General features: G+C 60.7%; 8 protein-coding genes. 3 read left to right on the plus strand and 5 right to left on the minus strand.

All coding sequences use genetic code 11. From position 1 onward, the window contains the following. Positions 1–61: 61 nt before the first annotated feature. The 4 genes from ET21_RS0107190 to ET21_RS0107205 all read right to left on the minus strand — a co-directional run bounded on the left by ET21_RS0107190 (position 62) and on the right by ET21_RS0107205 (position 7,560). A complete protein-coding gene (locus ET21_RS0107190) occupies positions 62–655 on the minus strand; it encodes a M23 family metallopeptidase (protein WP_051768037.1) in 594 nt (197 codons plus the stop codon). Next, a complete protein-coding gene (locus ET21_RS28745) occupies positions 633–3,482 on the minus strand; it encodes a calcium-binding protein (protein ID WP_051768038.1) in 2,850 nt (949 codons plus the stop codon). The genes ET21_RS0107190 and ET21_RS28745 overlap by 23 nt, the downstream gene beginning before the upstream one ends. Positions 3,483–3,768: 286 nt before the next feature. Next, positions 3,769–5,988: a calcium-binding protein gene (locus tag ET21_RS0107200; RefSeq protein ID WP_051768039.1), complete on the minus strand. Its 2,220-nt coding sequence runs from the start codon at positions 5,986–5,988 to the stop codon at positions 3,769–3,771. Positions 5,989–6,249: 261 nt separating this feature from the next. Next, positions 6,250–7,560, minus strand: a complete 1,311-nt coding sequence (locus tag ET21_RS0107205) for a TolC family outer membrane protein (RefSeq protein WP_030539121.1) — start codon at positions 7,558–7,560, stop codon at positions 6,250–6,252. A 425-nt stretch (positions 7,561–7,985) separates the two neighbouring features. Here ET21_RS0107205 and ET21_RS0107210 point away from each other — a divergent pair, with 425 nt between their 5' ends. From ET21_RS0107210 to ET21_RS0107220, 3 genes are read left to right on the plus strand one after another with little or no spacing between them, the layout of a single operon-like run. Further along, complete coding sequence (locus ET21_RS0107210) at positions 7,986–9,134, plus strand: helix-turn-helix transcriptional regulator (protein ID WP_156029028.1); 1,149 nt, start codon at positions 7,986–7,988, stop codon at positions 9,132–9,134. A 30-nt stretch (positions 9,135–9,164) separates the two neighbouring features. After that, positions 9,165–10,934: a type I secretion system permease/ATPase gene (locus tag ET21_RS0107215; RefSeq protein ID WP_162180688.1), complete on the plus strand. Its 1,770-nt coding sequence runs from the start codon at positions 9,165–9,167 to the stop codon at positions 10,932–10,934. A 13-nt stretch (positions 10,935–10,947) separates the two neighbouring features. Beyond that, positions 10,948–12,312: an HlyD family type I secretion periplasmic adaptor subunit gene (locus ET21_RS0107220; protein WP_051768041.1), complete on the plus strand. Its 1,365-nt coding sequence runs from the start codon at positions 10,948–10,950 to the stop codon at positions 12,310–12,312. A 97-nt stretch (positions 12,313–12,409) separates the two neighbouring features. Here ET21_RS0107220 and ET21_RS0107225 read toward each other — a convergent pair whose 3' ends face one another. Next, positions 12,410–13,063, minus strand: a complete 654-nt coding sequence (locus ET21_RS0107225; RefSeq protein ID WP_021238708.1) for a LuxR C-terminal-related transcriptional regulator — start codon at positions 13,061–13,063, stop codon at positions 12,410–12,412. Positions 13,064–13,428 lie beyond the last annotated feature (365 nt).

Raw genomic sequence — 13,428 nt, forward strand, 5'->3', positions numbered from 1 at the left:
GGCCAGAACCGACACTTCCGGATCGGCATCGCTTACCCGTCCAAACCACCCCTAAGCCGCTTTACCCATAGACCAGCGCATGGGGCCCGCGGGTTCCTGCACTGGAGGCTTTCGTACGCAAGCGCCCGAAACCCTTCACATTGCCCGACATGCCGACCAGGCCAAGCACCTGTCCGGCCTTTACCCTATCGCCGGGGCGCACCTTCACGCTGCCCATGCGCAAATGGCTATATTGTGTTTCCCAGCCATTTCCATGATCGATGATGACCGCGTTCCCCGCCATCAGGCTTGGCGGCACCGGCTGTTCTTCGGCGTTGCGGTCGGCCTTTCCGTCTCGCGTCCGCAGGACCCGGCCCGCCGCCGCCGCGAGCACCGCGACGCCCGCCCGCATATCTGCAAGGGTGCGAACGCGAAAGTCGATGCCGTCATGATCGGCCATGGTCAAACGGCCGCAGCTATAGTCGCTGATCCCCTTGCCGCGCGCGACGTTCACCAGCTTGTGGATCAGGCACTGTCCGCCGATCTGGCAATCGACAGGCAAATCCAGCTCCGGCGCGCCTTGGCGGGATTGGGCGCCAGCGAGTGGCGCGCAGAGGGCAAATGCGGCGGCCGCCGCGAAAATGCCCAGCCTCTCAAGCAAATTGAATGAGGTCATAGCCCGCCACGCCCTGGCTCCACCCGTTGATATCCTCCACCGTCATCAGGCCCAGTGTTGCAAGCAGCCCATTGGTGAAGTCCGGCATGGTGATCGTGCCCATATCCGGCACATCTATGATCAACAAATTGTCGGCGGCATCATATCCGATGAAGATCAGCGACAGATCGAAATCATCCGGCTCGTCGACTTCCAGCAGGATGATGTCGCGGTTCGCGAGGCTGAGGCTTAATATCTCATCGTCGCCGAATTCGGCACGCAGGTCGAAGACGAAACGATCCTTGCCGGCGCCACCCAGCAGGCTGTCATCACCTTCGCCGCCATAAAGCCAGTCATTGCCGTCGCCGCCCCGCAATATGTCATTGCCCTCTCCGCCAAAGAGCCTGTCGTCGCCGGAGCCGCCTTCGATGATGTCATCGCCTTCATCGCCATAGAGCGTGTCCTTGCCGTCCCCGCCGCTCAGCCGGTCGGTCCCTTCGCCGCCATGCAGCGTGTCGGCCCCGGCCCCGCCGTCAAGCTGGTCGTTCCCGGTCCCGCCCCACAGGTTGTCGGCGCCTGCCTCGCCGGACAATTGGTCGTCCCCTTCGTCCCCGTAGAGGTCGTCGTCCCCGCCATTGCCATGCAGTTCGTCATCGCCAAGGCCGCCGTGCAAGCCGCCGAACGGGCCATGATCATCACCCGCGCCGCCGACCAGAAGATCGTTGCCATCGTCGCCATAGAGCAAATCGCGGCCATCTCCGCCGGACAGGGAATCATTGCCGTCGCCCCCGCGCAGGACGTCATCGCCCGCCCCTCCGAACAGGCCGCCGCTCAAGCCCTCGACAACGACCTTGCCCGCAAGTTGTTCGGCGGTCAGGCCAGCATTGTCGTCGCCCGCTCCGCCGTCCAGAATGTCATTGCCATCACCGCCCAGCAAGAGGTCGGCGTCTGCTCCCCCGTCGAGGATGTCGTTGCCCAGGCCTCCGTGCAGTTGATCCCGGCCAGCGTCGCCGGATATGATGTCATGACCATCATCGCCATGCAGGATGTCGTTCCCGGCGCCTCCCGATAGCTGATCATCGCCATCGTCGCCATTGATCAGATCGTCGCCAGCTTCGCCGTCTATCCTGTCGTCATCCGCTCCGCCGCGCATGAAGTCATTGCCATCGCCGCCTTGCAGATAATCGTTCCCGGCATCGCCCAGGACATAATCCTCGCCGCCGCCCGCGATGATATGATCATCGCCCTCCCCGCCGTCGAGCATGTCGTCCATGCTCGATCCGGCCAGAAGATCATCGCCGCCAAGGCCGAAGAGGGTGGCCGGAAAGTTCGCAGCCAGATAATCATTTCCGATAGTGCCGAAAATCTCCATGCGTTCGAAGGGCGATTGACCGTCATCCGGTTCGCTCTCGCCGGACCCGCCGTCATCCTCCCCGCCATCGCTAGGATCGCCGCTGCCCGGATCGTCCTCACCATCGTCTCCGCCGCCCCCAGCGCCGCCGTCACCAGAGCCTCCGGGCTCACCATCATCCTGCCCGCCGCTGCCGGGGTCGCCACCGCTGCCGGGATTGTCCTCGCCATCGTCTCCATCGCCTGCGGGATCGTCGCCGCCGGAGCCTCCGGGCTCGCCGTCATCCTGCCCGCCGCTGCTGGGGTCGTCGCCGTTGCCGGGATTGTCCTCGCCATCGTCTCCGCCGCCTGCGGGATCGCCGCCGCCACCGTCATCCTGCCCACCGCTGCCGGGATTGTCCTCGCCGTAGCCTCCACCGCCTGCGGGGTCGTCGCCGCCGGAGCCTCCGGGCTCGCCATCATCCTGTCCGCCGCTGCCCGGGTCGCCGCCGCTGCCGGGATTGTCCTCGCCTTCGTCTCCACCGCCTGCAGGATCGCCGCCGCCGAAGCCTCCGGGCTCGCCATCATCCTGACCACCGCCGCCGGACTCACCGCCATTGCCAGGGTCGTCGTCCCCCTCATCGCCTCCGCCTGCGGGATCGCCATCACCGGAGCCACCGGGATCGCCGCCGCTGCCGGACTCATCGCCATCGCCAGCACCGCCGCCTACCGGATCGCCGCCGCCGGAGCCGCCCGGACCAGCATCATCCCCGCCATCATCTCCCGTGCTTCCATCGCCGGGAGGATCGCCTCCATCGTCAGGATCGTCCCCGCCACCTGGATTATCATCGCCGCCTCCGGGGTCCGGGCTGCCGCCGGTTCCGCCCTGTGCGCCGTCCTCTTCCCCGTCCCCGTCATCGTCTGGAGCGCCATCCCCGCCGGAGCCGCCATCATCCGTGGAGCCGTCTCCGCCGCCGGTGTCTTCGTCCGTTCCGTCATCCCCGGACTCTCCGAAGTCGTCATCGTCGGCACCTGTCTGCTGACCTCCGCCGGGATTGGAGGTGTCGGGCGGCTCGCCTGTCGCATCGTCTTCCCCAGGGGTGGGCAGCGGATGTTCCTTGGTGGGATCGCGCGGTTCTTCCTGCTCCGAATCATCCTCTTCTGGATCATCCGTCTGATCTTCCGGTTCCTGATCCGGGCGATCCTCCGGCGTTTCGGGGTCGGCCTTCGCCGATGCCCCCGTGATCCGGGTGATGGACGGATGAGGGTCAACGCTGCCGTCCAATCGCAGCAGCGAAGGCGAATCGGCGGACGCATCCGCCGGGATCACATCAGCGCCGCCGCTTTTCGCTGCGGCCGGATGGCCATGGCTGCGGGCGGATGTCGTGATTTGCGCCGCCGTATCCGTGACAGGCGGCATCACGCCTGCCGGACGCGCGGCCAGCATCTTGGGTTTAGCCCCGGTGTCCACCAGCGATACCAGGAGGACAGGACCGACCTTATTGGGATCGGTTGGCATAGGATTTGCCCACTCCGCTAAAATCTACCGTTTTTTAACCGGCGACATTTATGCTTTTAGGATGGGGCAGGGCAGCCCGATCGCCTGAGAGGGTGGCTCGTTCAGGGCTGCGGCCATACTCCCCGTTGGGGACAATAAAGCAAAAAATAAATTAACCATAAGATGATAAGCAACAGAAAATAGAAAAAGAGGGAGAGCCGCAAGCAGCCCTCCCCCCAGTTGCAGTGCCCGGCTGAGCTGATGTCCCTTTTCTTAGCGGACGAAAAAGGACCTCAACCGAACTTGATCAAACGTCGAAAACGATCATGTCGTATCCGCCGTTGCCCTGGCTGTAGCTGTTGACGCCATCGACCGAGTCGAAGAAGCCAGCATTGACCAGAGTGGCGATCGGCGCCGATACACCTTCCCAGAAGTCGGCGATCACGACCGATCCGTTGCTGGTGTCGATCTGAAGGTCGAGGGCTGTGCCGCCCACGCCGAAGTCGCCGCTGGTAACGGTCACATCGACTTCAGGATCAAGCGAGTCGCTCAGGTGGATTTCGTCCTTGTTGGCAAGGCTGAAGTCCCGTCCGCCGACCGGCGAGATGATGAGGTCGCTGCCGAAGCCATCATCGTCCGAGTCGAAGTAGAACTTGTCCTTGCCCGACCCGCCCGAAAGCGTGTCGTCGCCAAGTCCGCCGGTCAGCTTGTCGTTGCCAGCTTCGCCTTCGATATAGTCGTTGCCGTCGCCGCCAAACAGATTGTCGTTGCCGGTATCGCCGAAGATGGTGTCGTTGTCGTCACCGCCATCGATGGTGTCGGCTCCGCCGCCGCCCTGGATGAAGTCGTTTCCGGCTTCGCCATAGAGGGTGTCGTTGCCATCGCCGACGCTGCCGACCCCATCATAACGGTCATCACCGGAAATGAAGTCATTGCCGTCACCGCCATGGATGACGTCATTGCCCTTGTCACCAGCGAGGTCGTCGCTGCCGTCATTGCCTTCGATATAGTCGTTGCCGTTGTTGCCGTTGATGAAATCATTTCCATCATTGCCATACAGCGCGTCGTTGCCGTCATTACCAGCGATCACGTCATTGCCGCTGCCACCGGAAATGACGTCCGAGCCTTCATTGCCGCTCAGATTGTCATTGCCGTCGTCACCCCAGATGTAATCGTCACCCGATCCACCCGATACGGTGTCGTTGCCGGCGTCGCCATGAATTTGATCCTGGCCTTCATTGCCGTAGATCGTGTCATCGCCGTTGCCGCCGCTGATCGTATCGTTGTCGGTGAAGATGTCGTCGGGATCGGCCGGGTCGCTGAAGGTGTCGCCATTGCCGTAGATGGTGTCGTTGCCATCACCGCCATTCAGCGTGTCGTCGCCGGTCTGACCGGCGATCAGGTCGTCGCCGCCATCGCCGTTGACCAGATCGTTGCCGTCATTGCCGTTCAGCACGTCATCGCCCGCGCCACCGCCAATGTCGTCATTGTCAGCGCCGCCGACCACATAGTCGTTGCCCAGACCGCCACGGATGACATCTTCGCCAGCATCACCGTTCAGCTCGTCGTTGCCGTCGTTGCCGTTGATGATGTCGTTGCCTTCGCCGCCGTCGATCGAATCTTCGCCGTCGTTGCCGCTCAGCGTGTCATTGCCGTCGTCGCCCCAGATGTCGTCGTCGCCAGCGCCGCCGGTAACCAGGTCATCACCGCCCTGGCCGAAGATCTGGTCGTCGCCAGCGCCGCCGTCGATCACGTCGTTATTGCCCTGGGTACGGCTGTAGCGGTTGCCGATATTATAGGCATAGTCGGGGTCCGATTCACGGCCGCCAACAGGGTTCGTGCCGTTGCCGGAGCCCAGGTTGGTGGTGTTGGTCGTGCCCTTGCTGTGGCCGTTGTCGCCGAACAGGATGTCGTTGCCGTCGCCACCGCTGATGGTGTCGACGCCCACGGCGTTCAGGCCGCCTTCGACATAGTCGTCGCCGTCATTGCCGTTGATGGTGTCGGCGCCGGCCTGACCATAAAGGTCGTCATTGCCGAGGCCGCCGGTGATGTCATCATCGCCGTTGCCGCCGACGACCTTGTCGTCGCCATCCTGGCCGCGCAGGCGGTCATTGCCGTCGCCGCCGTTGAGGTAGTCGTTTCCGCCACCGCCCCAGACGCGGTCATTGCCCGCGCCGCCGAGCAGCGTGTCATTGCCGTCATTGACGGTGACGAGCCCCTGGAAGGTGCCATCGAGCGGATCGTTCACGACAACGCCGAAGGTGTCGCCCACCAGCACGTCGTCACCGGCGCCGCCTTCCACGCGGTCATTGCCCAGCAGAGCCGCGACGGTGTCGTTGCCGTTTTCGCCATACAGGTCGTTGTCGTAGTTGTTGCCGAAAACGAAGTCGTTTCCGCCGCCAGCCTTGGCGTTGGAGGGGATGTTGGCCGTTGATGTGATCGCGGCCAGGTCAATCGTGTCCTGAGCATTGGTGCCCAGAACCTGCGCGCGGTTCACCGCCGCCTTCGGATTAGTCGGAGCTGCCATGTCCGTGTCCTTCACTGGTGTTTCGAATCGGGAAGCAGCTTTCGCATTGCCACCCCCGCTGCATGGCAACCTGTGGCCGCCACGATCCGCAAACTATGGTGAAGAAAAAATGAACTATATCCCTCCTTGGGGACAGGCATGCGGAAATATCCTGTGGATCGATAAGGTAAAAACTGACCTGAAATGAAACAGCCGCCTCTGACGCGAAGGACAGAGGCGGCGGTCCGGCAGGCTTGCGAAAGTGGTAGGAGGAAGGGGCGGCTATTGCGGGATCGCCGCCAGTGTGAGCCGCCCGATCGCCGCCAAAACCGCCGCCCGCCCCACATATTCGTTCCGAATCGCGCGCTCCAGTGTGGCGCGTGAATTTAGTAGTTCAGTCTGGGCATCGAGCACGTCGAGCAGGGTGCGGTTGCCCGACAGGGACTCCTTCCGCACCCCTTCGGCTGCTCGCTCATTCGCTGCCACCGCGACCTTCGCGGCCTCTATGACGCTGACTGCCGATTGCCACTGCGACCAGGCAGTCTCCACATTGCGCGTCACGTCCCGTTCCGCCTGATCTTCCTCGAAACGGCGCTGATTCTCCAGGGCGCGGCTTCGGCGGATTTCCGCATATTCCCGGCCTTGCTGAAAGATAGGCACGCGAATCTGGACGCCCCCATACATGGCCGAACGGTCGTCGGGCAGCTTGCCGGTGAAGACGTTGGTGACGCCGCCGGACAGATATTGAGCGCCTGTCACGATCTGAATGCTGGGCGCGAGCGCACCTTTGGCAGCCGCCTTGGCGCGCCGTGCGGCTTCCACATTCTTCGCGGCGGACAATAGTTGCGGATTGTTGACGAGCGCGATCTGCCTGGCTTCGTCCAGGGATGCGGGCAGGCCATCAAAGGGGGCAGGCGGCGGCAGATTGTCCGCACTCCGCCCGGCAACCGCCAGGAAAGAACTGCGGCTGACGGCCAGATCCTGGTTCGCCGTAAGAATGTTGGTCTTCGACGAAGCAAGGCGCGCCTCCGCCTGAGCCGAGTCGGTCTTGGTCGCCTCGCCAAACTGGAGGCGGCGGTTGGTGGCGTTTTGCTGGTCGGCGATCGCTTCATATTGCTGCTGCGCATATTCCTGAATCCGCCAGTCCCGCCTGACATCGGCATAGGCGGAAATCAGGTCCAGAAGCACCTGGGCGGCCGCCGCGTCGAACGAGGCGCGGCCCGCCTGCAATTCGGCGATTCGCGTCTTGATCGCATTATTGGTGACAAAGCCGTCGAAGACAGTGACCCGCGCTTCGATATCGGCCTGCTTCGCCGTGAAAGTGGCGTCGCTATTATCCTTTTTGCCATCTTCCACGATCAACCGCCGCCGTTCGATGACCCCATTGGCCTCGATCTGGGGCAGATATCCGCCGCGCGCTTCAGACACGCGCGCGGCCAGTCCGTTGATCACCTCCCGCTGCGAAGCGATTTCAGGATTATCCACGAGAACCTGGGCCGCCAGTTCATGGAGGCTTGTCTGTGCCTGCATTGGCGGATTGATGATGATGCTGCCCGCGAGCAAAAGCACCGCGCTGCAAACCGGATTTCGCATGTTTCCCCCTGATTGCCTGAAATGCACATGACGGTTTTTGAAAAGGAGGTATTTCTTCTACCTCTCCGCAAATATACTACCAAATAGATATGACCAAATGGCAGTATGGTTCGCGAATCTGTAAGTCGTATTACATATATCTTACGGTTGATAACTTCTTGACTCAATATCTTGCGCGATGCATGCAGCGGAAAGCCTCGGGCAATCAGGATGTTTGCGTGAGTCGTGGGGGTGTTAAACGACTGGATACGTCTAATTAATACCCTCCAATAAATAATTGGTCGCTAATTTAATAAGTCCTGCGCCAGAAACGGAAAGTTCCGTCTTGGCGCTGGCTTATATTAGCGGAGGATAATATGGAATTCACAAGATCCGAGAGCAAGGCGCTCGGTTTATCTGGTGAAATTGACAATTTTATTGGATATTTGCCTTCCAAGGCCAGCCACCTAATCTCCTCCTCGAACAGCACGGCCGATGCCCTTCGCGTCGTTGGTCAAAATAATGACATCGGGCTGCGCGAGACGTTGCAGGAAATTGGCATAGCCGGGGCGGTCATTTCCTATACGTCCGCCACATTGGCCATGAAGCATGGCTATCTGGTCGGCTTTGATCAACTACGCATGGATCCGGTAAGGACAGGCAATCTTCTATCCTATGCATCATTGATCTGGCAGAACCGGTCTGAAGACTTCAATGCAGATGCACTTGCGGATAAGGCAGTCTTTACCGGGGAAAATGCTATAGAAGCATCGCGAGCATTGCTTGCATGCCATAGCGAGCTTTCCCTGCGTTTCGGATATTTCGCCGTTGTCCAGGTGCCCGGCATCGGCGGTGCTACCTTGCGGGCGCTGTTGTTCCGCACTCGCGACGATGGCCCCTTCACGGCAGAGATCCAGCGCAACTTCAAGCTGACCCTGCCCCTGATCACCCATATCGCCGAAACGGAGATGCAAACCGCCGCCGAAAGCCGGCATATGGAGCGGCTCGAAACACTGCTCGACCGTGTCTCGCTGGCGATCTTCATGCTCGATGGCCAGGGGAAGCCGCATTATTGCAACGCGGCTGCACGCGCCATGCTGCTCGACAAGACGATGATGCGCTTGTCCCCCGAAGGCACGGTTCGCGGCGCTACCCTGGCAACGACCCGGTCCTTGCAGGAAGCGATCAAGGCGGCCGTCGCAAGCGGCGAAGACCGGACGGAAATCGCCGTGCGGCTCGAAGGCCCGGACGGATGGCTGCTCGGTTTCGTGGTCACGGCCTCGCACAGCCTCGATGGCAGCCGCAGCGCCATGTTGCTGGTCAATCTGCAACGGTCGGGCGACGCCTCAGGCGCGATGCTGGAAGCGCTGGGCCTGCTGCGTTCCGAACAGCGGTTTCTCACCCAGTTCCTGGAAGCGAAAAGCCTCAGCGAGGCGGCGCAGCGCAGTGGTCTGTCCGATGAAACGGCCAAGACCTATCTCAAGCGCATTCGCGCCAAACTGGGCGTCCACCGGCAGATGGAACTTGCCCGCCTGATCTATGGCCTGATCCCGCCGCTTCGCGCGGATGAGAAGATCGCCAAATCGGCAAATTAGGGGGACAGGACGATGTTCACGCGAAAGCAGATGACGGGGCGAATCCCAGGCGCGCAATCGCCTTTCGCCGCGCTTGTTCGCCCTTATTCCTCCATCGTGCTGCGGGTGGTGATCTTCAGCGGCATCATCAACTGCCTGACGCTGGTGACGTCGCTGTACATGATGCAGGTCTATGACCGCGTCCTGACCAGCCAGAGCAAGGACACGCTCCTGTTTCTGACCATCGCCGTGATCTTTGCCATCGGGCTCAGCGCGGTGCTGGAGGGGGTGCGCCAGAAGGTAGCGAACCGGATCGGCACCTGGATTGCGCAAAAACTTGGACCGGTCCTGCTGGAAAGATCGCTGGAGCAGCGCCTGACGATGCCGGGCATCCGCCTGGAAGCATTGCGGGAGATGAACTCGATCAAGAACTTCGTGTCGACCCCGTCCGTCTTCAATATCGTGGATATGTTGTGGGTGCCGATATATCTGTTCGCCGTTTTTCTTTTGAGTCCATGGTTTGGTCTTGTCGCATTGGTGGGCGCGGGGCTTCTATTCTCCCTGGCCTACATCAACGAACGGGCAAGCCGTCAGGATATCCGCGACACGCAGGCCCAGTCGAACGCCAATATGCAGTTCGCCGAAAGCCTTTCTCGCAACAGCGAAGTCATCGACGCAATGGGGATGGGGCGGCAGGTCGTCGAACGCTGGTCGGCCGCCCAGATCGCCGAAACCGAAGCTGTGGATGCAACGCAGCGGCACAGTTCGACAATCCTCGCTGTTTCGAAGTTCACGCGATATACTATCCAGATAGTCCTCATGGCCACTGGCGCGCTGTTGATCCTTGATCTTCAGCTGACCGGCGGCGCCATGATCGCAGGTTCGACTATCGTGGCGAGGCTGCTGGCTCCGATCGAAGCGTCCATTGGATATTGGAAGCAATTCGTGCTGGCACGCCACAGCTATGCCAAGCTTGAACAATTTTGCCTGCTTCCGCGTCCTCGAACATCGGAAATGGCGTTGCCAGAGCCGACCGGCTTGATCGAGGTCAACAATCTGACATTCGTTCCTCCGGGATTGCAGGCGCCGATCGTCCGCAATGTCAGCTTCACGGTACAGCCGGGCGAACTGGTCGCGATCGTCGGCCCATCCGCGTCTGGAAAGACGACGCTCTCGCGGCTGCTCGTCGGTGTTCTCAAGCCCAGCGCGGGCAATGTGCGGCTGGATACGGCCGATGTGTTCGAATGGAAGCGGTCGGACTTCGGCCGCCATGTCGGCTATTTGCCCCAGGATATCGAACTTCTGCCCGGCACCATCCGCGACAATATCGCGCGTTTCCTGCCGGACGCAGCGGACAGCGACGTCATTGCCGCGGCCAAGCTGGCCGACTGTCATGAGATGATCCTGCGCCAGCGCAACGGCTATGAACTGTCCTTGAGCGAAGGCGGCGTCCAGCTTTCCGGAGGGCAGCGTCAGCGCATCGGGCTGGCAAGGGCGATGTTCGGCTCGCCCCGGCTGGTCGTTCTCGATGAACCCAATGCCAGCCTTGATCAGGTGGGCGATGCAGCGCTGATGCGCACATTGCGGCAACTTCAGGCGAACAAGGTCACGACCATCGTCGTGTCGCACCGGCGCAACCTGCTCCAGATCGCCGACAGGATTCTCATCATGCAGGAAGGGCGGGTGGTCACCTATGGACCAGGCCCTGCCGTCCTCGCTCAACTTGAGGGGAGCGCGCAGCCGCGTGAGCAAAGGCATGTGGTCGCGGCATCCCGCACCAATGCCGGGGGCGAAGCGGGCCTCGTCACCGCCGCGGAATAGGGGAGAGAATTACGTGAAGCTGGTCAAATTCTTTCCAGAACGGCGACTGCTCCTTGCTGGCGGAGGGGAGATTACTGCCGGGGAGCGCGTCGATCCGCAGGTCTTTCCCATCATGCGCGCCGCTTACCGTGCGATCGCCCTGTTCATCGCGATTTTCGCCCTCTGGGCTTTTCTCGCGCCGATGAACAGCGCGGCGATCGCGCCGGGAATCCTGCGCGCGGAAGGCGGCGGCCGCAAGGTCATCCAGCATCTGGAAGGGGGGATCATCGCGCGCATTCTGGTCAGGGACGGCCAGCATGTGCGCGCCGGGCAGCCGCTCGTTCTTCTCGACGGAACGCAGGCGGGGGCGCGCGATGCTGCGTTGCAGGCAAGCTATGATTCCCTGCTGGCTCAGGACGCAAGGCTCAGCGCCGAACGCGAAGGGCGCAGCGCGGTGGTCTATCCGGCGGAACTGCTGAGCCGCAAGGACGAACCAGGCGTCGCGCAGATACTGGCGTCGTCCAACTCCGTCTTCAACACGCGGCGCACGGCCATGAATGCGCAGATCAACATCTTGCAGCAGCGCGTCGGGCAGGGCGGATCCGAAATTTCCAGCTATATGGCGCAGGTTTCCGCGCTGGGCGAGCAGCAAAAGCTGCTGGCGCAGGAAAATGAAGGCGTCAAGGCGCTGGTGAATGAAGGGCTGGAACGCCGGTCACGCCAGCTCGCGCTTCAGCGGCAGGAATCAGCGACGGCCGGGCAGCGGGGTCAGTTGATGGGCAATATCTCCCGCGCCCAGCAATCGATCAGCGAGACGCGGGCGCAGATGGCGTTTCTGCGCAATCAGCAGTTGAGCGAAGTCGCGGCGCAGCAGCGCGAAGTGCAGAACGCCCTGGCCGATGTAAGGGAAAAGCTTGCTGCTTCCAAAGATATCAGCCGCCGCCAGCAAATTGTCGCGCCTGTCGAAGGAACGGTGGTCAATCTGCGCAAGGTGACTCTTGGCGGCGTTGTTGGTCCGGGCGAACCGATCCTCGACCTTGTTCCCACGAACGCGAAGATCGTGATCATGGCAAGGCTAAAAGCGCTCGACATCGATGTCGTGCATGAAGGATTGCGCGCCGAAGTCCGGCTAACGCCCTACAAGGCGCGAATTCTGCCGATGTTGCGCGGCCAAGTGCGCAATGTCAGCGCTGACGCGACTTTGGATCAAGCGACTGGGGCGCTTTATTATGAAGCGGAAGTCGTCCTCGACGAAAAGGAACTCAAGGATTTGGCGGATGTACAGCTCTTGTCTGGCATGCCCGCCGAAGTATATATCAATCTGGGAGCACGCTCCCTGTTCCAGTATCTGGTGCAGCCCGTCATCGACAGTTTCCATCGAGCGATGCGCGAACAATAGAAAGTTGAGGGTCGCCTTCTCCTGGTAGATCGTGGAGGCGGCGGATGGTCAAATCGGTATCCATGCGCACTGGCGAGCATCATCTTGCCAATGAAGGTTAAGGACACCGCATCTCCTGCGATCCAGGAGCCATCCCGATCTTGGCGACGATCAGTTCACTGCGGGATCGAATGCCGAGCTTTTGAAAGACATTGCGCAGGTGCACCTTGACGGTGCCTTCACTCACGCCGCAACGAAGGGCGATGGCGCGATTACGCATGCCGTTGCAGGCCAGTTCGACTATCTCCCACTCCCGTTGCGTCAATGCGGAATTGAGGAGTGAGAAGTTTTTGGTGCTGTCGATGCTGTGAAGATAAACCTGATGCGTTATCAGGTGATCGACATAGATATCGCCCGCCAATATCGTATCTATACAGGATAGAATGTCATTTGGATCGCCTTCCTTCAGGAGAAGGCCATTCACCCTCAATCCTCCAAGGGCGATGGATTGTTCCGGGAAGATGGTGTTGGTCATCAACATGATCGGAACGTCCCGGCACGACTCCCGGACCTCTTTAAGAAGGTTCAGGCTGTGGTTGCCGCGCATGCTTGCGCCGAAAAGAAAGATGTCGGGGTTCTCTTCCTGGATTTCGGCGAGGATCTTGGGAGCTGAACATTCGCATGTCACGACATCATGTCCCTGCGCCCGCAAGAACGCACTGATACCGGTTACAAAAATCGAATATTGGTCAGTGGTGAGAATTTTCGCCATCGAGCACAGCCCCCCGTCCCCGCCTGCAACTTAATGCCAGATGCAGAAGGTGCATTTTATGTTAACCGGTTAATAAGTCAACGGAGAGTGGCAATAATACCCCTATATAGGGACGTGCCATGAAAGTTAACGATTTTGCGGATAATTTTACGTCCAAGAAAAAGCACCGATCTTATCCATGTCCTTAAATGGGGACATAAGAATAAAGCTCGCCGTAACATCTTTGCACTTCATCATCCTTGTTGGAAGGGGCCAAGTGAAAGATGGGCATGCGGCTATAGTTCAGATCAACCTTAACCGTTATGCCGATTCGCGAAATTCGCCTCTCTCCTTTTGGTGCTGATGAAGCCGTCGCGACTGTCTGG

The organism is Sphingobium sp. DC-2 (genome assembly GCF_000722555.1).
GTDB classification, from domain to species: Bacteria; Pseudomonadota; Alphaproteobacteria; order Sphingomonadales; family Sphingomonadaceae; genus Sphingobium; species Sphingobium quisquiliarum.